We start from the raw sequence: 24,936 nt of genomic DNA on the forward strand, positions 1-24,936 counted from the left end.
GGCGAACGGTACGGATCGTGCAGACGGCACGAAATGGTTTTCTCCCGGTCAGCGGAAGACCGGTATTCTCCCACTGACCGGAAGAGCAAGGGGCACAACGATGTCGGGATCAGTCGACCCCTCGGCCGCACCGTCCTTGCTGGACAAGGCGGCCCAGATCCTTGGCTGCTTCGAGGGTTCGGTGGCCACGCTCACCCTCACCGAGGTGGTGCGCCGCACGGGGCTGTCCCAGAGCACGGTGCACCGGCTCCTGGATCAGCTGGTCACCCTCGGATGGCTCGAGCGCGAGGGGCGCCGATATCACCTCGGGCTGCGCCTGTTCGAACTCGGCGCCTACGCTTCCCGCCACAACCAGCTGCGCCGCGCCGCATTGCCGCACCTGATTTCCTTGCACCACGCCACCGGCCACTGGGCGCACCTGTCGGTCATCGACGGCGCCGAGGTGCTCTATCTCGATCAGATCGGCGATCCGAGCCGCTCGACCCTGCCGGTGGAGATCGGCACCCGATTGCCCGTGCACTGCACGGCGGCGGGCAAGATCCTGCTCGCCTTCGGCCATCGCGGTACCGCCGGACCACCGGCCGGCGACCTCGTCCCGCGCACCCGCCGCACCATTGTCCGGGCCGATTCGCTGCACAGCGAGCTGACGGCAGCTCACCGGCAAGGTGTAGCCTTCGACCGCGAGGAAACCTTCCACGGCGTGCTGTGCGCGGCCGCACCGCTGCGCGGATCCGGACCGGCCTTGGCCGCAATCTCCTTGTCCTGGAAGGGGACTCACGTCGACCTCGCGCGCATGGGGACCCTGGCCGGGCAGTGCGCCCGTACGATCTGGGCGTCGCTGCTCGAATCCCGGCGCCGATACGGGCAGCACCAACCCGAAACCACACCGCCCGCCGATCCCGACATCGCCGCGGCGCTGACCTGGCTGCGCTTCAGAGAGTGGCAGTAGCGTGCAGGCCCTAGGGCTTCGCGGCATCGAGCCGGAGCCGGTGCGCGCAGTCACGCTGCCGCCGCTCGGTCTCGCCGAGATCGCCCGTTTCGTTGAGGACCCGGGTCTGGCGGTCGCTGGCATGCCGGAGCGGGACCATTAGCTCCAGACCCCGGCAAAGTATGGTTTGTTCCGCTGTCGGCAGAGGAGTTTGAGTGATTGATTCGTAAATGTCCGTGCTTGATATGCCTATGCTGTGACATTACCCGGCATAATATTCTTGAACATCTGCGACCATCAATCGCCGAATCCTATTATCCCGCAACGCTGATGAAATTGGCGAACGTGAATTGACTCGTCGGCTAACCGGGCGGGCCGGTGAATTCATTTGTCCAGGCGGCAACGGCGGTAGAGGCGGTGCCGGCTACGGCGGCGGTGCCGCGGGGGATAGCGGTGCGATGGGCGGACTCGAAGCAGGGACGCCTCTTATATTTGCCGAACAGGTTCGCCGCCCTTCAGTGGTATGAAACTATTTGCGTCCACATGGAATTGGTGATATGAGCTCGGAAGTGGCTGTGCTGGTGCCGACTTCATAGTAATTTCGGCTTGGGTGGCGTAGGGTGAGTTCACCGCCCCAGACCTCGGCCGTATCAGGCTTGTTTTCGCTGTCGCCAGAGGAGTTCGAGCATGGGTGGTTAATTCGTAAATTCAGTACTTCATTTCGCCGATATTGTGGTGCTCCCGCCTCGAAGGGATCCCCACCTGAGGTGTGCGGCAAGCGCACACTCGGCCGAGCGGCCGTCCGAAATGGCCTCGATAATGCCATCAGGCCAGGGCAGTGCTGAACATCAGCGAACGACATCCCATGACGAATTCCGTTCTCCGGCAACGCTGACGGAGACGACTCGGCATGGATCGGCTCGTCAGATGAACGGGACAAGCCGGTGAATACGCTCTAGCGCGGCGTATTCACATACTTCTCCATATCGAATCGGAGAATTCCCCGAAATGCCGGACATTTCGCCTCGGCATGAGAAAGAGCGCGCACCAAGCCGGTGCCGGTACGCCGACATCCGCATTAGCAATGGAGCACTACCATGACCACACCCCGCACCACCCGAACACGCGTCGCCGCTCTCCTCGGCGGTCTCGTACTCAGCGCAGGCGCCATGATCGCAATAGCCCCACCGGCATTCGCCACCTGCTCACCCATCAACGGCGCCAACGGCGCCCCAGGCACGGCGTCGCACCCAGCCGGCAACGCCGGACTCAACGGCAGTCCCGGCACCGCCAACTGTCCGGGCGGCAACGGCGGTAATGGCGGAGCCGGCTACGGCGGCGGAGCAGGTGGCTCCGGCGGCAACGGCGGCGTCGGCGGGCTCGGGCTCATGGGCAACGGCGGGCTCGGCGGCAACGGCGGACTCGGTGGACCCACCGCGGGATCCGGCGGTGCTGGCGGTGACGGCGGTGCTGGCGGCGCAGGCGCTGTCGCAGGCAGCGGCGGCGCTCCCGGCGGAGCCGGCGGGATCGGCGGCGACGCCCAAAAACCGGATACCGGCGGTAAAGGTGGCCGTGGCGGTGACGGCGGCAGCGCCTCCGGTGTCAGCAACAACGGCGGTGCCGCTGCGAACGGCGGTCACGGCGGAGCTAGTCCCGCCGGGACCGGCGGCGCAGGCGGTGGCGGCGGCAACGGCGGAGCCAAAACCGGCACCGGCACCCTCGGACATTGCGGTGCGGGCGGCGCGGGCGGCATAGGCGTGCCGAACGGCGCTCCGGGCGGCGGCGGCAGCGGCAGCGGTTCCTGCTGATTCGGCCCAGATAGATAACGCCGGCCACACCGCAACCACGCGGTGTGGCCAGGCACCGCCGGTCGGCGACTCCAACAGGCCATCGCATGACGGTCCTGAAAATCAGCGAAACCACATTTTGTGCCGAATTGCATCGCCTGCGGCGAACTTCGCCACGGCATGCAGAACGCGAACTTTCAACCAGATGGAGTACCACCATGACCACAACTCGCACCACCCGAACCCGCATCGCCGCCCTCGTGGGCGGCCTCGTACTCAGCGCGGGAACCATGCTCGCCGTGGCGCCACCGGCATTTGCCGCGTGCCCGAACCTCGACGGCGCCAACGGCGCCGCGGGCACGACAGTCAACCCGAACGGCCAGGCCGGCCAACCTGGTGGCGCAGGCGGCCTCGGCTGCCCTGGCGGCCGCGGCGGCAACGGCGGCGCTGCCATCCTGCTCGGAACCGGTGGTGCCGGTGGGGCCGGTGGCGCCGGTGGCCTCGGCGCGGGCGCTGGATCCCTCGGCGGAGTAGGCGGAGCAGGCGGTATCGGCGGATCCGGTGCCTCGGGCCCCGGCGGTAAAGGGGGCATCGGCGGGGCAGGCGGGGCAGGAGCAGCCGCTGGCGGACCCGGTGCCGCCGGCGGCGTAGCCGGGGCAGGCGGAGCTGCCAATGCCGGTCAAGGCGGCCTCGGTGGCATCGGCGGAGCTGGGGGTGCCGCAACCGGTGCCTCCAACAATGGCGGCAACGGCGGAACCGGGGGCAATGGCGGAACCGTCACGACCGGCCATGGCGGCGACGGCGGTACGGGCGGCGCCTCAGGCACCCGGACCGGCGCGGGCATCGCCGGTAGTTGCGGCAATGGCGGCAATGGCGGACACGGCTCCCTCGGTGGCGGCAACGGTGGATTACCGGGTGCCGGCTCCGGATGCGTGGCCGGTACACACGGCTGAGTAGGAGGGCGATCGACAACCTGACCCCGGTCACACCGCCTGGTCGTGCGGTGTGACCGAAACCGGCGTCGCCTGGCTCACAACCCGGCCACCTGGGCAGGTGCTACCCGCACACCGCCGACCGGTCATAGTCGCTGCGTGTCAACATGATTCGCGCCGGGACGAAGTTACGGTGCCGGTCGGTGGATCACTATGCCCGCATCGGCGGTGCCGTCGACGATGCCACGAGCGAAGTCGGACAGGCGCAGGTTGTTGCTGCGCGCGTAGGTCCGCAGCTGCTTGAAGGCATCGTCCATGTTCAGTCCGCTGCGTTCGGAGAGCACGCCCTTGGCCTGTTCGATAATGATCCGGGTGTTCAACGCCAGCTGAAGTTGCCGGTTGACCACTTCGGTGCGGGTCACCACACGCTGGTGCAGGATCCCGATCGTGGCCACGTCGGCCAGTGCCTGCCCAACGGTCAGATCCGCCGCCGTCAGCGCCCCGGTGGCGGTGGAGAACAGATTCAACGCGCCGACTCGCTCGTCGCGCAGCCGCATCGGCACCGCGCATACCGCGCGAAACCCTTCCGCGAGCGCACGCTCGGCGAATGCCGGCCACCGGTCAACCAGCTCCGAAAGATCTTCGACGACAACGACTTTCCCCGTGCCGTAGGCCTGTAGACATGGTCCGGCCTCGGACTGCACCTGAAACAGCTCGAGCAGCCTGGTCTGCTCGCTGGTCGAGGCAAGCACCTGCAATCCACCCTCGGGCGCGCGCAGCAGGATGCCCGCAGCGTCGACTGCCAACAGTCGCACGCAGTCGTCGACCAGCCGCTGTGCCAGTTCGATCACGTCGTAGTCGGCGACGAGAGTGTCTGCCAGTTCCACGAACGCCTTTACCAACGGACCTTCGCGCTCCGCCATCAGATCCTCCTTTACATCATGCTGTGGCCTGCGGGAATTCCGGCAGGTGGTCTGCGTGCCGCTCGGCACGATGGGTGCTCATCAGGACTCCTCGGCGGCGGGGTCGAACCGTAACTGGCGCGTCACCACATCGTGGGCGATGTCGGCCAGCGTGCGATCGTCGGCGAACGCGCGTGCCTGCAACCGCCCATACGCCTGCCGCACGGAAATCGAGAGCTGGGCGGCGATCATCCCGCTGGCTTGGTGGATCTCCTGAGCGCGCGGCTGCGGATCCCACCACGATCCCAACGCCACATCCGCGCCGTTTCCGTCGGCGTGGCCGTCCCCGAGCAGGATCACCGTGACCATCCTCGCCACCGAAAACGCCGCTGCCCAATCCGCGCGTTCCAGCCCTGGCTCGTGGTGATAAAGATCAAGCACGCCCACCTGCGCCGCGCCGACCTGCAAGGGCAACGCGCACATTGCGCCGCGGTCCGAAAGGTCCAGTGCCGCACCGAGTAACGGCCACCGCCGGTAGATCAGCGCGAAGTCGTCGACGAACACCGGGATCCCGCTGATCGCCGCCTCGATACCGGGGCCTTCACCCACTGTCGCTTGCAGCCCTTCGATCCGCTCGGCGACAGAGTCGCTGGCGCACAACACTTCCCATCCGGTGCTCTCGACGTTCACCGCGATCGCCGCCCGCTCGAACGCCAGCACCCGCAAGCATGCCTGGCATATCCGTCCCGCCCCGCCGACGTTATCCGGCACCGTCGCCAACGCCGCGAAGAATCGTGACGGCTCAACGGCAGTCATGACGCCGACTCGGAGATCGTCATGGCCCCAACGGATTTCGTGATGCCTCCGCCGATTACTATCGGGTATGGACCGGCCAAGTCAAACGCGCCTCCATTCGGCGACATCGAACGCCGGGCGGGCAGTCGTGGCAACAGCAGCCTTGATGTTACCCCCAGCAGAACCGGCGCCGACGGCTTCCGTCCGGGTCACGAGATCGGCGTCGGGGAATCTCCGGCCAACAGCATTTCGGGGATCTGGGTGAAACCCCAGCCATCGCCGCGGTGGGTGAAGACGTACACCATGTCGAAACGCTCGCCCGGCCAGGATTTCGGCGGAGTGGGATCGACCGTACCCAGGTGCTCGACAATCGCGCCGATGCTCTCGTGCTGCCAGGCGATCAGCACCGGGCCGTTGGTACCAGGCAGTGCCGCGACGAGTTCGGCCTCCTGCCCCTTCGCGAACCGGGTGTCCACCGAGACGGACAGCGCTTGCGCGAGCGGGGTCACGGTCTGTTGCGGACGTTTACTGCCGTCACCACCCGGATTCGAAGCGAAAAGCGTTACGGGCCTGGACAACCCCACACGCAGCGGAGCGGGGGAGCCGTCTCCGGCCCTGGGGTCGAACAGTTCTGCCAGCGCCCCGGCCCGAGCCCATCCCCGCACCGTGAGGGATTCTTTGTCCTTGTCGCCGTCCTCGGTGACGCCGCGCGGGCCGCCCGAACCGGTCGGCTTCTCCGCGTGCCGGATGATCATCACCGTATCCGGCAGCGCACCCACACCCGCCGGGATCGGTGCCGGGGTGCCCCGCGCAGGCTTCGCGCCACCACCACAGGCGGTCAGCCCGATCGTCATGGCCCCGGCGCCCAACGCCGCGAACATGGTCCGTCGATCCAGCTTCGCCCGCATGCGGCGACGCTAGCAGAGCGCTGACGCACCCACGCCCGGCGCTGACTCAGGGGAGCGGGATGCTCAGGCAGGCGACCCTGGCGCCGGCCATGCCAGCGCTGCCGTCGGTGGTGTCGGTCTTCTTCTCGTGCACGACGATCGAGGCGGGTTCGCTCTTGCGGAAGGTCCACTCGACGGTGGATACCTGGGTGGCGTTGCCGTGCTCATCGGTGGTGAAGTCGAGCCAGAGCTCGTTGTGCGGGTTGGCGTATTTCGCGTCCATGGACATCTTGCCCTTGGCGTTCGGGTCCTCCACGTTCTGATAGTGGAAGCCGGAGTCAGCTGGTTTCGCGCCACAGGACTTCAGGTGTGCGTGTGAGCCGTAGACGCGATTGGGGAGCAGGCCGGTGACGGTCAGGGTGGCCGTGGTCTGCTCGTCGTCACTGTCGATGACGACCTTGGCATGGCTGCCAGCGGGGGCGAGCGTCTGATCGTAGGTGACGGCGACGGCGCCGTCCTGCCAGGGCGCGAAGGTGCCCTCGGTCACGACGGGTCCGCAGGCACCCGCGGGTATCGCAGGAGTCAGCAGAGCGGCGGCAATGGCGCCGAGGACGAATGGCTTGTAATTCATGCGATCAGGCTCCGCCGAGGGAACAGACCACGTCAATGCGTCCGTTTGGGGAATCGCCGCACCGGACTGGCACCACACGACTTCCCCACTCGAGCCGGGCTGGACGCGGAAGTGGCGACGCGCGAGGCTGGTTACGGCGATCGCGGATCGCCACCGTCGCGAGGAGCGTCATGGTACGGATTCCCCAACTCGCCCAAGTGTTTTCCGTCCTCGCCGGGGCCGTGGCCCTGGCCGCATCGGCCGCCCTGAACCCGGCCGCTGCCGGTGCGGACGCCACGACCGTCCCGACGTTCGATCACATCGTCATGGTGATGTTCGAGAACAAGGGGTACGACGCCGTCATCGGCAGCACCGACGCCCCCTACTTCAACAAGCTCGCCGACAACGGCGCATTGTTCACCGACTCGCACGCCATCACCCACCCCAGCCAGCCGAACTACATCGCACTGTTCTCCGGCGACACCCAGGGCGTCACCAGCGACAGCTGCCCGCACAACTTCAAGGGCGTCGACAACCTCGGCAACCAGCTCGGCAAGGCCGGGCTTCGGTTCATCGGCTACTCCGAGGACATGCCGAACGCCGGCTACACCGGGTGCAGCGGCAGCGGCGGCAGTTACCGGCGCAAACACAACGGCTGGGTGAACTTCGACAATGTCGCGGCCACGTCGAATGTGCCGTACTCGGCGTTTCCCTCGGACTACGCCCAGCTGCCCACCGTCTCGTTCGTATCGCCGAACATGTGCAACGACATCCATGACTGCCCAGTGGCCACCGGCGATGGGTGGCTGAACCAGAACCTGTCCGGCTACGCGGAGTGGGCCAAGGCCAACAACAGCCTGCTGGTCGTCACCTTCGACGAGGACGAAGGCACCGGCGTCAACCGCATCCCGACCATCTTCTACGGCGCGGGCGTGAATCCCGGCCGATACAACGAGCGAATCGACCACTACTCGGTCTTACGCACCTTCGAAAACGCCTACGGCTTACCGCCGCTGGCGAACGCGGCCAACGCAACCCCGATCACCGACGTATGGCGGACCGCCGCAGGCGCGCCACGATAAACGATGCCCAATCGGCCGCCCGCCAGGACCGGTGCGTGTCGTTCCCGGTTTCGGCACCTCGGCGCAGCTGGCATGTCGCGAATCTGCCTCGGCTATCGCATAATTGAGCCGGAGGATGATATGGGTTTCAACAGTGGGCAATACACCGGCGCAACGAACGGCTGGTCCTTCGCTCCCATACCCCGGCGACTCCCTCCTCCGGTCCTGGCTATGGCTGCGCTGGCGGTCGCGTTGTCGATCAGCGCTTGCACACCAACGAATTCCGCGCCAGCCCCTGAACTCGGGTCGGGCCCCTCGCCGGCGGCGCCTGCCGCGGCAGGTATTCCGGTCGGCCCAGGTCCGACGAACTACACGGTGCAGCCCCAGCCCGCACCGGGGAGTTGCCACGTTCGGTTGACACCGGCCGGTCAACCGCTGCCGGATCCCGCGTGTACACCGGGGGCGTCGAATCCGAAAGTGACGCAGTCGAATCTCGCGAACACGATCTGTAAATCCGGGTACACCAAGTCGATTCGTCCCTCCGAGGCGATCACCGACGCGGAGAAGAAGGCCAACGCCCAGTCCTACAGCTACACCGGCGATCCACGCCAGGCGGAGTACGACCACCTGATTTCGCTCGAACTCGGCGGCGATCCCAATGACGCGCGCAACCTCTGGGTCGAGCCACCGTCGCCGGGCCACCAGTCCAAAGATGGCGTGAACAATCCGAAAGACCAGGTGGAGAACAGCCTGCACGCGCTGGTCTGCAGCGGGAAAGTGCCGCTCGCCCAGGCGCAAAGCGCGATCGCGACCGACTGGACCGCCGCACTGGCGACAGTCGGCCATCCCACCGGCAAATAGTGACCAATTACCGGACCGCCCAGTATCGAAACCATCCGCGGCTCGGCTAGCACCTGCCCGAGTGACCTGAGTGTCGGGTGGCACACTTTCAGCGTGCTCTCAGCGGAGCTACTGCACACTGCACGCGGAAGTTTGGTCCAGGGGATAGTTCCGGCACTAGGGATGGAGCGCGTGGATGGTGCGGAGTTCGGTTCGGACACTGCTCGTCGACTACAAACTGCCGCAGATCACGGCGATGTTCTGGCTACTCAAGATCGCCGCGACCACGCTGGGCGAGACCGGCGGTGACCTGCTCGCGCAGACACTGGGGCTCGGCTACGCGCAGGCGTCGCTGCTGTTCCTGGCGCTTTTCGTGGTCAGTCTGGCAACGCAGTTGCGGGCCAACCGATTTCATCCCGCTTTGTACTGGACGGTGATCGCGGCGACGAGCACCGCTGGCACCACCATGTCCGACCTGATCAACCGGGGGCCCGGCTCGGGCACGTCGACCGACGGCGGGCTCGGCTACGGCGGTGGCGCGATCGTGCTCATCGCCGGGCTGACGCTCGTCTTCACCGTCTGGAAGGTCAGCAGGCAGACCTTCGATGTCGAGAACATCACCACCTTCCGTGGCGAAGTCCTCTATTGGGCCGCGATCCTGTTGTCCAACACCTTGGGCACCTCGTTGGGCGACTACCTTTCCGACAGTTCAGGACTGGGCTACTGGGGCAGCGGCGCCTTGATCGCCGCGGGTATGGCGGCGATCCTCGCCGCGCACTACCTCACCCCTGTTTCCGGCGTGCTGCTGTTCTGGATGGCGTTCGTGCTGACCCGGCCGCTGGGCGCGACGATGGGCGACTTCCTATCCAAACCGCGTGCCAGCGGCGGGCTCGGGTTCGGCACCTACGGCACATCGGCCGTGCTGCTGGCGATTCTGATCGGCGGCATCGGATTCGCCTACCGCGCCCGTCGCACCGCAACGACCGTCCGCGCCTCCGATGCCGCGCTCGTGAGTAGTTCCGACACGACAAAGGGGGCGCCGGGCACCGGGTAATACAGTCTCGAACAGCAGCCCAGTTCGAATCCGGGGGTGCGGACGTTGTGAATACCGTCCCGGGCGACTTGGTGGCGTGGGCCGGCGTCGTCGTATTCGCTGCCGCCGTCCTGCACCATGCGCCTCGGCTGGTGGAATCGTCTGGCTGCTAAGGGTTTTGGTGCCGGGGTTATGGCGACCCTAGGTGGACGTCGTCGGGTGGTGGGAGAGTGGTGCCGTCACGTAGCAGCACGGGGCCGACGGGTGTGCTCGGGCCGCCCGGCGGCGGGAGGGGGTTGGGCGTTGGCGGCGGTGTTGGCGGGGTCGGTTGGGTGATGGTGGTGCCGTAGCGCGGTGGTGCGGGTGCGTGGTTGGCTGGGTTCACCAGGTCGGCGAGGCCGAGGTCGTTGTCGACTCGTTGTACCCCGAGCGGGGGTAGTCCGAGCAGGTCGAGCGCGGTTTTGGTGACGCTGACGTGTGAGCACCAGCGGCTATCGATGCCCGGGGTGACGTGCCCGCCGAACATCAGCAGCGGAACCCGCGGCCCATAGGCGAGTTGCACACCGTCGGCGGTGTGCTCCAGGTCGGGGGTGGCGACGTGGTCGTCGTAGCCGCCCCAGTCGTCCCAGGTGAGCAGGAACACGGTGTCGTCCCACAGCCCGGCGGCGACGACGGCGTCGACGGCCTGCCAGATGGCGTTGTGGCCGAGGGTCACATCGGCGGGTGGGTGCTCGTCGGCGGGGGTGTCGTGCCACATCATGGACAGTCGAGGCAGCGTGCCCGCGGCGGCGTCGGCGGCGAATCGGTTGTCGCGCACGATGTTCGCGGAACCTTTGAGTTGACTGTAGAACTCGACCGGGTAGCCGGAATTGCCGGTGTATGCCTTCCACGTCAGGCCGTGGTCGGCGGCGTGGCCAGGCAGTGACGGCATATCCCACACCGGCTGAGTGCCCGCCTGGGGTGGGTTGCGCAGGGTGGGAGACTGCCCGCCAACGAGGAGCAGGTGGTTGGGTGTGGAATTCGTGCCGAACCCCGAGCAATGGTTTTCCAGGAACGCCCCCGTCGCGGCGAGATAGGCATAGAACGGCAGCACCGCGGTGGTGTCGAATTGGAGATGCTGCGCCGGGGTGGTGGTGCCTGCGCGTTGAGCCGCCAACCATTTCCCGTAGGCGTGGCGGTCGTGCGGATGGTCCGCGGCGGGTGGATTCGGGGAGACCGGCCAATCATTTGCGACATTCGCTCCGAAGGGTCGCATTGATCGGAAGTAGTTGTCGGTGGTGTGGTTTTCCTGAACCATGATGACCACGTGTGCTGCCGAACTGGCGGGCGACATACACGCAAGCCTAGTCGCGAATGGCTGCAGATGACAGCGCTGCGGATAACCTTGGCGACCACGTCGATCATCCGGCCTCGAGCCCTGGTCGCGGCCGGTACGGTTGGCTGTGGAGCTGTCGCGTTCAGTTTCCGGCTGCCGTTTCGAAGCCGGTACCGGGATCGGCCGTGGCAGCTGGTAGCGAAGTGTTCAGGATCGGCGGCGGGAGGGCACGAATGCCCGGAAGTAGTCGCCCGTTGCGAGTGTCCCTGTCCGAAATATGCTGTGGCGCCGCGGGAATCGTGGTTTTGTCGCCGCATTTCGACGACGCGGCTCTCGCGGTGGGCGGCCTGATCGCCGAAGGTATTCGCGCCGGGATTCCGGTCGAGGTGGTGACCGTGTTCACCGACGGCGCGCCGATATCGGTCGAGGGTAAGCGTCGGCGTGCGTTCACCGATTACGGTGTCCGGCGGGCCGAGGACGATCGCGCGCTGGCGGTGTGGGGGATAGCCGGGCGACGGCTCGGCTTCCGGGAGCGCCTGTTTCGGGAACCGCTGCCGTCGGGTCCGCTGCCGCTGTTTCGTTCTCCCCGCCGATTGGCAGATCTGTCCTACGTTGCGGAGATCGAGGCGGTGATCATCGAATTGCTTACTCGCCCGGACATTGTGGTCTTCGCGCCGCTGGGTATCGGCAATCACATCGACCATGTCACGGTGGCTGCCGCCGCGATGTGCGCGGCCGCGGCCAGCACCGATGGTGACGAGCGCGTCGTGTACTACGAGGACTTCAACGCACTCTCCGAATGCTGCCGTCGGCGCCATCCGGTCGCGCGCACCGCTCGGTTCGGCTGGCGCGGCGCGCCCGGCTTGGCCCGGCCCGGCAGCGGAATCACCCTCGAAGCGATGTCGCTGCTGGTGCGAGGGCCTTCCGCGGACGCACTCGTCGAACGGTCGGGTCGGGTCGGCGCGACGCGGTGGAGTGCCGTCGCTGTCGTGCTGAGCAAAGATGTAGCGGACATCAAGTTCGACGCGGTCCGTCAGTATCGGTCGCAGACCGCGGTGCTCGGCGGGGAAGATGCCATTGTGTCGATGATTCGACGTAGCCATGAACGACGCGGCGGTGAACTGATATGGCGCCGGTATTCGACTGCCGGGCAACGCACACCGTGACAGGCTGGTTGCGCCCGCTCGCCGCGGTGGTGTTCGGCGCGGCGTTTGTCGTGGCGCCGGTCGGCCACGCCGATACCTTCGAGGCGCGCATCGATCGGATTCACGCCGTCACCGACCGGTGGCTACGGGTGTATGTCGATTCGCCGGCGATGGGTCGCGATGTGCAGGTCGATGTGCTGCTTCCCGCGGATCAAACGCGGCCGCATCCGACGGTGTATCTGCTCGAAGGCGGCGACAACCTCCGGCCGGATGAGAACGATTGGACTACGCAGGGCGGTGCTGTCGAGTTCTTTGCCGACAAAGACGTCGCCGTCGTCCTGCCGGTGGGCGGTGCGGGCAGCTTCTATACCGATTGGCACAACGACGACCCGGTCCACGGACGGCAGAAATGGGAAACGCTGCTCACGCGCGAATTGCCACCTCTGTTGGACAAAGCCTTCAACGGCAATGGTGTCAATGCGATCGCCGGGCCGTCGATGGGCGCACACGCGGCGCTGGCGCTGACCGAGCGCTCCGGTCCGCTGTACCGCGCGGTGGCTGCCTTCAGCGGCTGCTACCAAACCAGCGACCAGCTTGGGCAGACTGCGACGCGGTATATCGTCGGGTCCAAGCGCGGCGATGCCGAGGACATGTGGGGACCGCCCGACGACGCGGACTGGGCAGCGCACGACGTCGTGGCCCATGCCTCCGCGCTGCGTGGTAAAACGGTGTATCTGTCGGCGGGCTCCGGTCTTTCGGGTCCGCACGAAACCCTCGACACCCCGAACCTGCCCGATGTCGCTGTCAATGGTGGACTGCTCGAAGCCGTGACCGCGCAGTGCACGCGAACGCTGCAAGCCCACCTGCAAGAGGCCGCGATCGCGGCCACCTACGACTACACCCCGCAGGGGACGCACAGTTGGCCGTATTGGGTAGATCAGCTCGCCGCTAGTTGGCCGACGTTGTCTGGCGCGCTGGCGCCACCTCGCTAGCTATCCGCGATCGGACGAAAGGGCAAGTGTGCGTGTACTATTCGTCGCCACCCCGCTGATCGGTCACGCGTTCCCCATGATGGCGCTCGCCCTGCATCTGCAATCGACCGGCAACGATGTGTTGCTGGCCACCGGTGGCGACGCCGCCACCGCGTTGCGCACCGAACTCGCCGTCGAGTCGGTGGCGCCCGCGGTGAATCTGGCTCGGTCGTCGGTGCGCGCCTACCTTGTGCATCCGCACGCGGCACTGCGTTCGCTGTCGGGCATGGCCGACGCCCGCGCGGGCGCTCGACTGTTCGCGCGCATCAACCGCCCGATGAGCGCCGCGTTGATCGCGCTTGCCCGCCGCTATCGGCCGGATCTGGTAATCCACGAACCCTTCGCCGCCTCTGGTGCCATCGCCGCCGCTGCCGTCGGCGCACCGACGGTGCTGCACAACATCGCACTCGACCGTGGCGAGGACATCACGTGCGAAACGCTGAAAGTGTTGGGCGCCAAGGTGCCCGGAAGCGTCGCAGTGCTGTCGGTCGCGCCGCCGAGCCTGGTGACGGTCCCCGGTTGGCCGATGCGCTACGTGCCGTACTCCCTGCCGGCGCCGGACTCCGTTGACTGGTTGCGCATCAGACCGACACGCCCGCGCATCCTCGTCACTCGCAGCACCATGCTCGGCGACGGGCCCGACGCGATGTTGACCTCGCTGATCCGCGCGGCACCGCAGGTCGATGCCGAATTCGTGGTCGTCCGACCCAACCGCCCACTCGAACGCGCCCACCGGCTGCCCGACAACGTCCGCACCGTCGGCTGGACAGTCCTGAGCGATGTCCTCCCGTACTGCACCGGCATGCTCAATCACGGTGGCGCGGGCTCTATTTACGCCGCCCTGGCCGCGGGCATCCCGCAGATCGCGACGCCAGCCCCCGGCGACCGCGGCTGGAACGCGACCCTGGTGGCCTCGAGCCGCACCGGACTCGCGATCCCCGCCAAGCGCATCACCCACCAGCACCTGACCACCCTCATCACCGACCCGACCCTCGCCGCCAACGCACAGCTCATCGCCGCTGAAATCGCCGCGATGCCCGCCCCTGCGACCGTCGCCACCCGGCTGGCAGGTCTAGTCGGACACTGATCACAACCGCTATTGATCGGCCGATCCGACCGAGTCGACCCGGTCGTGCCAAACGGCTTTCGCGCCGCTGTCGCCGATCCGGTAGACCTCGACCACCGAGCCGAGCGACACCGCGACCGCGACGACCGCCACCGCAATGGCGATGGTCTTGCTCGCGGCGGAGTGCGTCGACCGATCGGCAGGCCGCCGCAGCCGGCGACGGATCTGCTCGTTGTGCATGGCCCACCACGCGGCCGAGAGCAGAAACACCCCTGCCGACCAGTACAGCATTTGATCACCGAGATGGGCGTGCGCTCGGATCAGCGGGTCGCGGGCGGTGTTGTGTTCCAGCCACTCACCGGCGTTGGTGGTCAACGGGACGGAGACGAGCGTGACCAACGCCGCCACCGGAGTGATGACACCGAGCCGCCGCCGCGCGGCGGGCCACAGGACCGACAGGACCAGCAGCAGCGCGGTGAGCGGCACCATCACCACGACAATGTGAACGAACAGGACGTGGGCAGGTAGCCCGTTGATCGTGGTGGGTCCCACAACGGCACAACTCCTTGGTCGCGATGCATGACAGTCGGTCGAGCGCAGCGTATTGCCCGGTTCTTCGAAGATTCTGGGAACCAACACAACCCGATGCTCAACCTGCCGCGGCGCCGGGCAGGTGCATCGTGAACGCCGCGCCCCGGCCGGGGGCGCCGCCGACGGTGAGGTACCCGTCGTGCGCCTCGACGACCTCGCGGACCAGCGCGAGGCCGATCCCGTGGGCTCTGACGCCCGCGCTGTGCCCGTCACCGTGCGCGAAGCGGCGGAACAGCTGTTCGGCGTTGCGGGGGTCGAGCCCCGCGCCGGTGTCGGCGACCGTCACGCACACCTCGTCCCCGGCTCGATCGATGCGCAAAGTTATGGTGCCCCCGCGCTTTTCGTGGTTCAGTGCGTTGTCGACGAGCGCGAAGACCGCACGCCGCAGCGCCGGGCGGACGCCGTCGGCAACCAGTTCCGCAGCCGGACGGCCAACGATATCGACGGCGACACCGCGGGAATCAGCCTCTGCGACAACACTTTCGCGGACCTCACGGCACAGCAGGACCAGATCGACCCGCTCACGGCGGCCTGGCTCGTGCCGCGCGGACGCGGCAAGCAGTAGGTCGTCGACGACGTCGGCGAGCGCGCGGGTGTCAACGACCAGCCCGCGCAATTGGGTGCGCAACGCCGCGTCGAGATCGGTGCGGCGGGCCAGTAGCTGGGCGCGGGTGTGCAACACGGTCAGTGGTGCGCGCAGTTCGTGTGAGGCGTCGGCAACGAAGTGGCGTTGCACGGCGAGCGCGTCGGCCAAGGGTTGGATGGCGCGGCGCGAAAGCACAACGGCCACACCGGCAGCGGCGGCCAGACCGGCGAGCTCGGCGGCCAACAGGGCGAGCAGCAGCCGCTGCCTGCCCTGCTGCCAGGGCGTCAGATCGAGCAGCACCGCGATTCGCTGACCGGATTGGTCGACCACCAGCACCCGGTAGTCCACCCCGTCGGCGTGCGCGTTTCGGTAGCCGGTCGGTTCGGTCGCCGCGGCGGCGGTCGGCGGTGGCGCGTGTGGGCTGACGGCGATCCGGCCGTTCGGCTCGCCGATAGCGATCGCCATTCCCGGCGGCGGGTCGTCGACATCGTCGACGGTCGCGGCGACTTGCGAGAGCTGGTCATCGATCTGGCGGTGCTGGATGTGTGCGTCCGCGCCGTAGAGCACGACGCCGACCAGGACAAGCACCGCGGCGAGGGTCAGCGCGGACTGCACGGCGGCCGCCCGCGCGGTGCGTCGTAGCACGGTTCGTTCGGTCGGTATCGCGGCCTGCCTATCGCGTCGGCGAGGCTTCATCGGCGGCCGAGCTGATAGCCGATCCCGCGCACGGTGTCGATGACCTCCCTGCCGAGCTTGCGGCGCAGATAGTGCACGTAAGTGTCGACCGTGCCGATGGTGTCGGCCCGATCGAAGACCAGCTCGAGCAGCTGCGCGCGGGTGAACACCTGCCGGGGTGACCGGGCGAGAATCGCGAGCAGTCCGCACTCGCGCTCGGACAATGTGACCTCGTCGTTGGCGTCGCGCGGATCAGTCACCGTGCGATTCGCCAGCACCAGCGCACGCGCACCGATCGGAATCGACGCCGCGACAGCGAGGTGCCGACGATGCAGAGCCCGCACCCGCGCAAGGAATTCCGCGATCTCGAACGGTTTGACCAGGTAGTCCTCCGCCCCGGCGTCGAGGCCCGCCACCCGGTCGGCCACCGCACCGCGAGCCGTGAGCACCAGGACGGGCGTGGTGACAGCGCGCTCGCGCAGTACGCGCAACAGGTCCAATCCCTCCAGCACCGGCAGTCCCCGGTCGATGATCATGACCTCGAACTCCTCGGTCAACCCGTGGTGCAGGCCGCGTTGGCCGTCCGAGGCGGTTTCCACCCGGTACCCCTCATCGACAAGCAGCATCGACACCAGCTCGGCGAGTCGAAGGTCGTCTTCGACCAGTAACACCCGAGGTCCGGCGATGTCCGTAGCGAGCATGCTGCCAGCGTCTCACCGATTCCCCCGCAACGTTTCTCATGCGGAGTCCCTGGAGCGAATTCTCAGAGCGTTCCAAGAATAGGTACGCACGAGGGGGATTCGGGCAGCTCAGTAGTCCCCGGTGCCGCCATCCGAGCCGGGACGTTGGTTTCCACCGTCCGGGGCGGTGCTGCTGTTGCTCCGCGGTGAGTTCGGGGTCCGCGATGTGTTCGATGGCTCCGGCGCGGTTGTCGAGGGTGCCGATGACTGTGGTGCGCTTGTCGAGGGTGTCGATGATGTCGGTGCGCTCGTCGACGGTGTCGATGACTTCGTCGGGCTCGTCGTCGGCTGCTTGTTGCCGTCGCTGCTGTTCGGCGCGGTCGTGGTCGTCGGCACCCGGCTCTGGGTTGGCTGCACGGTCTCGTCTCCGGTCGTCGGGGGCGTGTCGGGCTGGCCGCCCCCGACGCCACTCCACAGGTGGCCGACGGTGGTGACCTGGTCGCCCGAGATCGACTTCCCGGTGACGCCCTCGAAGCCCGTGATCGCCAGGATCGCGATGGCGAATCCCACCACGCTGGTGCCGATGATCAGCGGCCAGTGCAGGCGATTCCGGCGAGGCGCCTGCTCTTCACCGGTTTCGGTGCCCTTGCCCGGCGACTGGGGATTCAGTTGGGGAATGATCACGGTGCGTTCACCGTCGACGGACCGTCCGGCACTGGCTCCTGGCGCCCGGTGGTACGTGGGCTGCCGCTGCACCCACGGGGGTTGCTGCCTGACTCCCGGCGGCATGTCGTTCGGACGCCCCGCCCAGTTCTGCGGTATCGGACGGGAGCGCTGTCCGGGCATCTGCGGTGGTTGCTGGACCGGCGCGGCCTGCTGCCGGGTATTCGAGTCTGTCAGCGCCAGCGCCGCCTCCTTGGTGCGCTGCGCCGCCGCCTTCGTCTTGCTCAGCGAGCGCAGGTACAGCTCGCCGCCTACCGTGGACACCACGCTCGCGATCCCGGCACCCGCCACCGTGCCGGCCACACCCAGCGTCGATCCCAGAAAAGCCGCGGTGACCGCCGCGAGGGCTGCCGCGGTGACCTGCGACGGTTTGATGCCGTCCTTCTTGTCAGTGGTGCCTTTCTGCTCTTCGTTCATCGTTCCTATCTGCTCGCATCGTTACCGTTTCGACTCCTCAACGTTATAAGCCGTGCGGACCGCCAGCTCGTTGCTGGGACGTGACGAGCGCCACTGCCGCTGTCGAGATGATCTCTGCGCGTTGCCTTCCGGCGTGTCGCGCGGCCGTTCCGGGCCCGCACGGGACGCGACATCGGGGATGTTCGGCAGACCTGCGTAGTCGGAGAGGTGAGCTAAAAGGCAACTGCCGCTTCGTCTTTAGCTGAATCGAAGGTCTGTCGCAGCAGTAGCGGACTTGCCATCGGCGGTCTCGATCGGCGACGCACCGTTGATCAGGTACCGACGGGACTGATCAGAAAAACCAGCGGACGGTTAACTGCCCTGTGACGCAACGCATTCCAGCTCCTTAACTCGCATGGAGCTGACCTAACAATCACTCGTGGAACAATCCTGTTGCCGCGTGCACCCCACCGCGGCCAAAGTCCTGCGGTTGTGGCTGAGCTTCGAACGAGCGCTCGGCCACTCGCGCCGCAGCATGGTACGAATGGCGCGCTACAGCGGCAGAATTCCAGCCACGAAATGCATGCGTCGCCTCAGCGTTGTGATCAGGATCGAGCCCGGATTCAGCGGACGGTGGGGCATGGCACCGTAGTGAGCAGCTCGGCTGTGCGGCTCGTGCGGGCGACGCTGCTCGACAAGTCGTGCGCAAAACAACCGCGGCAGCCGAGATTCATTCGTCCAGCAACCGCGCTCGGCGGCGCCGCAGCACCCCATCCGCATCCGGCAGAACGCCGATGAACAGTAAGGGCCAAGGGGTTTCGATGTCGTCATCGTCGGGTGAAGGCTCCCAAATTCGTACCTCTGCCCGCGGACCCAGCTCGGATCGGACCTGGGCTAGGTTCTGCGAGGTGATGCGATGCCGACGCCAGTCGTTCGCAACATGCGCCTCCGCGAGCATCAGCGAGCCGCCGACAGGAACAGCAGCCTTCACCCGGTTCCAGAATTCATCGTCTGCCACAACGGTATTCGCGTAGTCCGCGTCGTCTGCCGCGTACGGCGACTGCTTGATCGGCTCTACAAAAAGTCCCAGATCGACCGCCCGCGCCTGCGCTCGTTCGCACGGATCGACACTGCCCAAGTACACGTACTGGTCGTAACCCACGTGGACGAGAAACCGGTCTTCGACTTCCAGCCGACACCAGGCACCGTTGTCGCGCAACATCGCACGAACCAGTTCGACAGCCACCGGCACCGAAACCCGTGCGCCGTCGTAGAACCCGGACCGCCAGTCGGGAAACAGCCCATTCAGGCCGAAGTCCGCGACGGGGGCCTCGACGCCGAAAGTGACCATCCAGGCCACCTCGGGCTCCCGGATTTCGAGCTCGTGCACGCGCGAGTCTTCCGCGAACGCCGCCACAGCGGCCAAGTACGCCGCCTCCACCGGACCATGATCGCTGTGCACGTCCGCCGAACCGATGTATGCGCCGTTCTCGTCGCGGTCGGCAGGGTCATACTTCGTCAGCCGCCAACAGTGCTGTAGCAGTTCGTCTCTCATAACCCGCCATACTCCATCCGAATCCTCGCACCCGCCACATTGCACACAAGCGCGTCGGCAGGAAGTCCATCCTCGATCCATAGTCGGATTGCCGTGTCGCACAATGCTTACGGATGTTCGATCTGCTCGCGCAGGATGTCACCGTGCCCGGCGTGACGTGCGAAGTCCTCGATCAGGAACAGGTAGATGAACCGCAGGCTTACCTCGCCGAGGCGAGGGTGGGTCCGGATGTCGTCGAGGTCGAAGTCGGCGGCGATCACTCGGGAACGCTCGCTGCCCCGGTCGAATTCGGCTATCACGTCGGCCACCGTTTCGTTCTCGCCGACGACGAAACTGGCATCGCCCGGCGTCGTACCCCCGTCGCATTCGCTCTCGGGTAGTCCCGCCAGGATGTGCTGGAACCAGATCCGCTGAGCGACCGCAGCGTGCTTGAGTAGTCCGATCGGGGTGGTCAGCGATGCGACGAGGCGGCGGCGGGCATCTTCTTCCGACAGCCCGCGCAGCGTGTTGGCCAATTCGGCCCGGTTGCGGTCGAGCATCTGCTCGAGCAGCCGACGTTCATCGCCGATGGTGTTTCGTGGTCTCGACCAGGTCATTGTCGACTCGATCCTGTGGTCGGGTTGAATCGGCGTAGCTCGCCGGGCGAAGGATATGGCGGCACCGAAATTCTCCGCAACTCGGCAGCTCCGGACATCCGAGATAGGTTGGCGGCCAATCGTTCTGGAGCCTCGACGGCGGCCCGGCGGATCGCCCGTACGGCGGCATTGTGGTGCGTTCGGCCCGGCCGCTGCCCATTGGGATTTGCCGTTCCGGCCCGGATTGCAGAACTGCCGACCGCGCGGGATTTGTTCTGACGGTTAGTGTTTCGACCATGAACGATCGTCGGCCTCGAGACCATGCAATGCCCAAAGCCCGTACAGGGCAAGTAGCGGTTTGACGATCAACCACTCACCGGGGCGGTAGTCGTTCGCGAGCACGAGCCGCTCGGCGAGATCGGGGCGTTGCCGTCGCAGGTACACGCGGGCCTTGAGTGCGTGAGCTGGTTGGGAGGCGATCTTGATGCGGTCGACGTCCTCGAGCAAGGGGATCACGTTCGTGATGTTCTCCCACGTTGTCCTGCTTTGCTCTTCGAGATGCATTGTGCCGTCGAACCCGAGCACCGATTTCGCGTAGTCGGCCATCAACTGAGCCTCGGTAGCGCCGCCGCTGGTCGCACCCCCGCTGAAGATCACGCGAGTGTCCAGCCCATCGATGGAGCGAAGACCGGCACGGACTCGCCACCGGTTGACGAGGTTCGCCCTCGCCTGCCGGTTCTTGAACCCCAACACGACCACGGCCTCGGAACTGCCCCCCTTGTGTGCCACGAGAGCGTGCGACCAGCGCCAGTTCAACCATTCGCCCCAGACCAGCACTGTCGCCCCGGCCACCGCCAATGCCGTCCCGCGCCTCATGCGGCGACTCTACTTGCCGAATCCCGCTCCGAGCCGTGTTGTCGCGGTAGCCGAACCCTCCATCGGCACAACGTTATCGCCGGTGGCACGCGGGGAACTGCCTCCGGACCGGCGTTACGCTGAGGACGACTCACCACGGCGCTGCCGATATCGCCCAGCGGCCCGATGGTCCGTCCGAGTGAAGGGATATCGCAGGATGCTGTTGCCATCGACCGAGCGGGCGTTGTTGCACCGGGTCGCCGTCGAGCAAGCGGAGTACCGGGTGCCCTCGCTGATCGCCGCGGTGGTGCGGGACGGACAGCTGGCTTGGTCGGGGGCCAGGGGCCGGGTCGATGGGAGCAGGCCGACCACCGACACGCAGTACCGCATCGGATCGATCACCAAGTCGATGGTGGCCGCCGTGGTGCTGCGGTTGCGCGACGAAGGCAAACTCGACCTGGCCGACCCACTGGACAAACATGTGCCCGGCGCACCGCTGGGCGATCGGACTGTCGCACAACTGCTCTCACACACCTCCGGCCTGCGCGCGGAGTCGCCCGGCGACTGGTGGGAGCGCACCGAGGGCGGGGACTGGGCCGAGCTCGCCGACAGCCTGGACAGCGACGCGGGCAGCAAAGCACTGTTGCACCGGGCGGGCCGGCGGTTCCACTATTCCAACGTCGGCTTCGCCGCGCTCGGTGAGTTGGTCGCCCAGCTGCGCGGCGAAAGCTGGTTCGCGGCACTGCGTGCCGAGGTGCTCGTCCCGCTCGGCATGGACCGCACCACAGTGTTGCCCGCCGCCCCGCACGCCACCGGCAGGGCGGTGCACCCGTGGGCGGACGTGGCGCTGCCGGAGCCATCGCACGACAACGGGGCGATGGGAGCGGCAGGCCAGCTGTGGTCAACGGTGGCCGACCTGGCCCGCTGGGCGGCGTTCGTCGGTGGTGACGGCGGCGATGTGCTCGCCGCCGACACAGTGGCGGAGATGCGCGAGCCCGCCACGGTCCAGGACGGCGACGAGTGGCAGTCCGGGTACGGACTCGGCCTGCAGCTGCTGCGCCGCAAGGGGCGTCGGCTGGCCGGCCACACCGGCGCCATGCCCGGCTTCATCGCCACCGTCTGGGCCGACCCCAAGGACCGCACCGGCGTGCTGTTTCTGTCCAACACCACCTACGGCGGCATCCGGGGCAAACTGGACGGCGCGATGTTCGACATCCTGGCCGAGCACGAACCGGCCTTGCCCGAAGAATGGCTGCCCGCCCCCACCGTTGACCCAGAGTTGTTGGCGCTCACCGGAACCTGGTACTGGGGCACCGCCTCGATCGCGCTGCACCTGCGGGCCGATGGCCTGCTGGAGCTCAAGGCCCTCTCGCATGGCGGGCGGGAGTCCCGGTTCCGCCCCGAGGCCGACGGCTCGTGGACCGGACTCGATGGCTACTACGCCGGTGAGCGCATGGAGGTCGTGCGTGGCCCCGACAACGCCGCACAGCGCCTCGAACTCGTGAGCTATGTGTTCACCCGCGCACCCTACGAACCGGCCGAACCCATCCCCGGTGGTGTCGACCCGGCGGGCCGGCAGGCTCGGGGCTAGGGCATCAGCGGTCGCGCGACGCTGGCGTCGGCGCGGATTCGTCCAAAGCTCGCGCGTTGCTGATCCGTCGGCCGTTAGTCCGGGGTCTGGCCGGTGGCCATGAAGACGGTGCGGCGTCCGACTTGCACCGCATGGTCGGCGAAGCGTTCGTAGTAGCGCCCGACGAGGGTGAGATCGACTGCGGCGGTGGTGCCTTCGGCCCAGTCGTCGGCGAGTACCGCGGTGAGCAGATCGTGATGCAGCCGGTCGATGATGTCGTCCTGGTCGTCGAGACCGGCCGCGTCATGGGGGTCTAGGGAGCACAGGATCTCGTCGGCGCTGGTGGCCATGGCGATCGCGGCCGCGCCCATCCGCGCCACGATCGGGCGCACCGACTCGGGGACCGCGTGCTCGGGGTGGCGGCGGCGGGCGACGTTGGCAATGTGTTCGGCGAGCGTGCCCATCCTTGCCAGGTCACCGACAACCTGGATGGCCGTGACGACTTGACGCAGCTCGCCGGCGACGGGGGATTGCAACGCCAGCAGCGAAACCGCGGCGGCTTCACAATCGTCGCGCTGGGTATCGATATCGCGGCAGATATCGATGGCGTGCTCGGCCTTGGCGAGGTCGGCATCCAGTAGTGCGCTGGTTGCGGCCTCGAGCACGCTCCTGGCGCACCGACACAGCACTTGCAGCTGCGCGGCGAGTTGATCCAAACTGTCGTGGAACTGAGTGCGCATACCTTTATCTTCTCCCGCCCCGGCCCGACCTGCCTCGGCAGGACGTCGCACCCGGTGTCTCAGCCCGCTGCGGACGGCCCGGCGGTTGCCAGCGGAACAGGTGATGCGGAGAGCCAGGGCATCAACCATGCGACGTCGCCGTCTTCGATGTCGGTCTCGCAGGTGTCGCAGTAATGCCGATCCCGGCTGATCTGACCGCACGGTATGTGCACGGTGTTGGCCATGGTCGCCGGTTCCTCGGGATTGACGAACTCGCAGGCCCACACCGACAAGGCCTCGAAGACCGGGCGCAAGGCAACGCCCGCCGGGGTGATGACGTAGTGCTGGCGGGTCCGGTTGCCGTCGAGGTAGGGCTCTTTCGTCAGCAATCCGGCGTCGATGAGACGGGCGAGCCGGGCGGAGAGGATGTTGTCGGCGATCCCCAGATCGCCGCGGAACTGGTCGAAGCGCGTCCGGCCGAGCACGGCGTTGCGCATGATCATCAGCGACCATCGGTCACCGAGGACGTCGGCCGCACGCCCGATCGGGCAGGGGCCGGACGACATGTCCTTACGGGGCATCTCGCACCTCCACCGGCTCATGACTTGCTACTTGCAAGTGACAAGTAGCCATGTTAGCGTCCGATATCTGACTTGCAAAGCGCAAGTCAGAGAATCTGGTCGATCGGCTGACAAAGGGAAGCGTGGTCATGACGCACAACATCGACGGTTCCGTCGTACTCATCACCGGTGCCAACGGCGGACTCGGGCAAGAGTTCGTCGCTCAGACCCTCGCTCGCGGCGCAAGCAAGGTTTATGCCAGTGCCCGGAATCCGCGCGGGTGGAACGATTCTCGCGTCGTGCCGCTCGCCCTCGACGTCACCGATCACACCTCGGTCGCGGCCGCCGCCGAGATCGCGTCCGATGTCACCGTCGTCATCAACAACGCGGGCGCCAGCTCTCCCGGCGCGCTGTCCGAAGCCGCCGCCGACGATATCCGCGGCCTGTTCGACACCAACTTCTTCGGCGCCCTCGACGTGGCAACCACGCTTGCGCCGATCCTGCGCCGCAATGGCGGTGGGGTACTGGTCAACGTGCTGTCTGTGCTCAGCTGGATCGGCATCGGCAACGCTTACAGCGCCTCGAAGGCCGCCCTGTGGTCGGCAACCAACTCCCTTCGCCTCGAACTCGCACCGCACGGCACGCTGGTCGTCGGACTGCACCTTGGCTACACCGACACCCCGATGACCGCCCGCCTCGACGTGCCGAAGAACGACCCGGCCGATATCGTGCGCATCGCGCTCGATGGCGTCGAAGCGGGTGAACTCGAAATCCTCGCCGACGACCTCAGCGCGCAGGTCAAGCAGAACCTCGCGGCGCCGATCGAAACCATGTACCCGCAACTGGTCGTGGGCTGAACTACGTCGTCTGAACTGGTTGGAATCCGTTCCGCCGGGTACGCGCTCACTACCCATCAGTCGTCTATCTCCATTGGAGGCGCGCATGTCCGGACCTTTACGCGGGTTTAGCGAGGGTGGCCGCCGCAGTTCAGGTGCCGTCATCGAAGCCGAGCAACTCGATGCTGAGTGGCCGAACCAGCACGTTCGCGCGAAGGTCGGCGGGGACGTCGTGAACAGGCACGGGGGCGAGGCAGCAGCGGTAGGGGAGGACTTCGGCCAG

The 24,936-nt window shown here is 66.9% G+C and carries 26 protein-coding genes; 12 read left to right on the top strand and 14 right to left on the bottom strand.

All coding sequences use genetic code 11. The features are described 5' to 3' along the window. Positions 1–100 precede the first annotated feature (100 nt). From OG203_RS00555 to OG203_RS00570, 4 genes are all read left to right on the top strand, one after another. Positions 101–949: an IclR family transcriptional regulator gene (locus OG203_RS00555; protein WP_405163647.1), complete on the top strand. Its 849-nt coding sequence runs from the start codon at positions 101–103 to the stop codon at positions 947–949. A gap of 1 nt (position 950) precedes the next feature. Continuing rightward, on the top strand, positions 951–1,091 hold the full coding sequence (locus OG203_RS00560; RefSeq protein WP_405163648.1) for a hypothetical protein: 141 nt from the start codon (positions 951–953) through the stop codon (positions 1,089–1,091). Between the two features lie 934 nt (positions 1,092–2,025). Continuing rightward, positions 2,026–2,736, top strand: coding sequence for a hypothetical protein (locus tag OG203_RS00565; RefSeq protein ID WP_405163649.1), 711 nt, complete (start codon positions 2,026–2,028; stop codon positions 2,734–2,736). A 197-nt stretch (positions 2,737–2,933) separates the two neighbouring features. Continuing rightward, positions 2,934–3,668 (top strand): hypothetical protein, encoded by a 735-nt coding sequence (locus OG203_RS00570; RefSeq protein WP_405163650.1) that lies wholly within the window; start codon positions 2,934–2,936, stop codon positions 3,666–3,668. A gap of 167 nt (positions 3,669–3,835) precedes the next feature. Here the strand turns inward: OG203_RS00570 and OG203_RS00575 are convergent, their stop codons facing one another. The 4 genes from OG203_RS00575 to OG203_RS00590 all read right to left on the bottom strand — a co-directional run bounded on the left by OG203_RS00575 (position 3,836) and on the right by OG203_RS00590 (position 6,862). Then, positions 3,836–4,570, bottom strand: coding sequence for a GAF and ANTAR domain-containing protein (locus OG203_RS00575; RefSeq protein WP_405163651.1), 735 nt, complete (start codon positions 4,568–4,570; stop codon positions 3,836–3,838). Between the two features lie 81 nt (positions 4,571–4,651). Continuing rightward, positions 4,652–5,365 carry a GAF and ANTAR domain-containing protein gene (locus OG203_RS00580; protein WP_405163652.1) on the bottom strand — a complete coding sequence of 238 codons (714 nt, stop codon included), beginning with the start codon at positions 5,363–5,365 and terminating at the stop codon, positions 4,652–4,654. A gap of 188 nt (positions 5,366–5,553) precedes the next feature. Beyond that, positions 5,554–6,252 carry a histidine phosphatase family protein gene (locus OG203_RS00585; RefSeq protein ID WP_405163653.1) on the bottom strand — a complete coding sequence of 233 codons (699 nt, stop codon included), beginning with the start codon at positions 6,250–6,252 and terminating at the stop codon, positions 5,554–5,556. Positions 6,253–6,298: 46 nt separating this feature from the next. Beyond that, entirely contained in the window at positions 6,299–6,862 is a 564-nt protein-coding gene (locus OG203_RS00590) for a superoxide dismutase family protein (RefSeq protein ID WP_405163654.1), read from the bottom strand. A 170-nt stretch (positions 6,863–7,032) separates the two neighbouring features. Between OG203_RS00590 and OG203_RS00595 the strand changes: the two genes are divergently transcribed. The 3 genes from OG203_RS00595 (at position 7,033) to OG203_RS00605 (ending at position 9,796) form a co-directional block, all read left to right on the top strand. Beyond that, positions 7,033–7,923: an alkaline phosphatase family protein gene (locus OG203_RS00595; protein ID WP_405163655.1), complete on the top strand. Its 891-nt coding sequence runs from the start codon at positions 7,033–7,035 to the stop codon at positions 7,921–7,923. 456 nt (positions 7,924–8,379) lie between these two features. Further along, complete coding sequence (locus OG203_RS00600; protein WP_405163656.1) at positions 8,380–8,763, top strand: hypothetical protein; 384 nt, start codon at positions 8,380–8,382, stop codon at positions 8,761–8,763. A gap of 175 nt (positions 8,764–8,938) precedes the next feature. Then, positions 8,939–9,796, top strand: a complete 858-nt coding sequence (locus OG203_RS00605; RefSeq protein WP_405163657.1) for a hypothetical protein — start codon at positions 8,939–8,941, stop codon at positions 9,794–9,796. A 169-nt stretch (positions 9,797–9,965) separates the two neighbouring features. On the opposite strand, the gene OG203_RS00610 is transcribed toward OG203_RS00605, so the two are convergent. After that, positions 9,966–11,108 (bottom strand): alkaline phosphatase family protein, encoded by a 1,143-nt coding sequence (locus OG203_RS00610; protein WP_405163658.1) that lies wholly within the window; start codon positions 11,106–11,108, stop codon positions 9,966–9,968. 215 nt (positions 11,109–11,323) lie between these two features. Between OG203_RS00610 and OG203_RS00615 the strand changes: the two genes are divergently transcribed. Genes OG203_RS00615 through OG203_RS00625 form a run of 3 tightly spaced genes read left to right on the top strand, consistent with a single transcriptional unit; the run spans position 11,324 to position 14,353 of the window. Further along, entirely contained in the window at positions 11,324–12,256 is a 933-nt protein-coding gene (locus OG203_RS00615) for a PIG-L deacetylase family protein (RefSeq protein WP_405163659.1), read from the top strand. Continuing rightward, complete coding sequence (locus OG203_RS00620) at positions 12,217–13,227, top strand: alpha/beta hydrolase (protein ID WP_405163660.1); 1,011 nt, start codon at positions 12,217–12,219, stop codon at positions 13,225–13,227. Before OG203_RS00615 ends, OG203_RS00620 begins: the two co-directional genes overlap by 40 nt. 28 nt (positions 13,228–13,255) lie before the next feature. Then, positions 13,256–14,353, top strand: coding sequence for a glycosyltransferase (locus OG203_RS00625; RefSeq protein WP_405163661.1), 1,098 nt, complete (start codon positions 13,256–13,258; stop codon positions 14,351–14,353). A gap of 9 nt (positions 14,354–14,362) precedes the next feature. On the opposite strand, the gene OG203_RS00630 is transcribed toward OG203_RS00625, so the two are convergent. The 7 genes from OG203_RS00630 to OG203_RS00660 all read right to left on the bottom strand — a co-directional run bounded on the left by OG203_RS00630 (position 14,363) and on the right by OG203_RS00660 (position 20,989). Then, entirely contained in the window at positions 14,363–14,884 is a 522-nt protein-coding gene (locus OG203_RS00630; protein ID WP_405163662.1) for a DUF2231 domain-containing protein, read from the bottom strand. 97 nt (positions 14,885–14,981) lie between these two features. Next, positions 14,982–16,205, bottom strand: coding sequence for a sensor histidine kinase (locus OG203_RS00635; protein ID WP_405163663.1), 1,224 nt, complete (start codon positions 16,203–16,205; stop codon positions 14,982–14,984). Further along, entirely contained in the window at positions 16,202–16,885 is a 684-nt protein-coding gene (locus OG203_RS00640; RefSeq protein WP_405163664.1) for a response regulator transcription factor, read from the bottom strand. Before OG203_RS00640 ends, OG203_RS00635 begins: the two co-directional genes overlap by 4 nt. Before the next feature lie 108 nt (positions 16,886–16,993). Further along, positions 16,994–18,004, bottom strand: a complete 1,011-nt coding sequence (locus OG203_RS00645) for a hypothetical protein (protein ID WP_405163665.1) — start codon at positions 18,002–18,004, stop codon at positions 16,994–16,996. A gap of 709 nt (positions 18,005–18,713) precedes the next feature. Next, complete coding sequence (locus OG203_RS00650) at positions 18,714–19,400, bottom strand: hypothetical protein (protein ID WP_405163666.1); 687 nt, start codon at positions 19,398–19,400, stop codon at positions 18,714–18,716. Between the two features lie 245 nt (positions 19,401–19,645). Continuing rightward, positions 19,646–20,134, bottom strand: coding sequence for a DinB family protein (locus OG203_RS00655; protein WP_405163667.1), 489 nt, complete (start codon positions 20,132–20,134; stop codon positions 19,646–19,648). 261 nt (positions 20,135–20,395) lie between these two features. Beyond that, positions 20,396–20,989 (bottom strand): YdcF family protein, encoded by a 594-nt coding sequence (locus OG203_RS00660; RefSeq protein ID WP_405163668.1) that lies wholly within the window; start codon positions 20,987–20,989, stop codon positions 20,396–20,398. A gap of 196 nt (positions 20,990–21,185) precedes the next feature. On the opposite strand from OG203_RS00660, the gene OG203_RS00665 reads away from it, so the two are divergent. Further along, positions 21,186–22,559: a serine hydrolase domain-containing protein gene (locus OG203_RS00665; RefSeq protein ID WP_405163669.1), complete on the top strand. Its 1,374-nt coding sequence runs from the start codon at positions 21,186–21,188 to the stop codon at positions 22,557–22,559. 74 nt (positions 22,560–22,633) lie between these two features. Here the strand turns inward: OG203_RS00665 and phoU are convergent, their stop codons facing one another. Further along, a complete protein-coding gene (gene phoU, locus OG203_RS00670; RefSeq protein WP_405163670.1) occupies positions 22,634–23,278 on the bottom strand; it encodes a phosphate signaling complex protein PhoU in 645 nt (214 codons plus the stop codon). A 59-nt stretch (positions 23,279–23,337) separates the two neighbouring features. Then, complete coding sequence (locus OG203_RS00675) at positions 23,338–23,838, bottom strand: winged helix-turn-helix transcriptional regulator (protein ID WP_405163671.1); 501 nt, start codon at positions 23,836–23,838, stop codon at positions 23,338–23,340. 128 nt (positions 23,839–23,966) lie between these two features. On the opposite strand from OG203_RS00675, the gene OG203_RS00680 reads away from it, so the two are divergent. After that, positions 23,967–24,674: an SDR family oxidoreductase gene (locus OG203_RS00680; protein WP_405163672.1), complete on the top strand. Its 708-nt coding sequence runs from the start codon at positions 23,967–23,969 to the stop codon at positions 24,672–24,674. Positions 24,675–24,936 lie beyond the last annotated feature (262 nt).

This window comes from Nocardia sp. NBC_01499 (assembly GCF_045040275.1).
Classification (GTDB): Bacteria; Actinomycetota; Actinomycetes; order Mycobacteriales; family Mycobacteriaceae; genus Nocardia.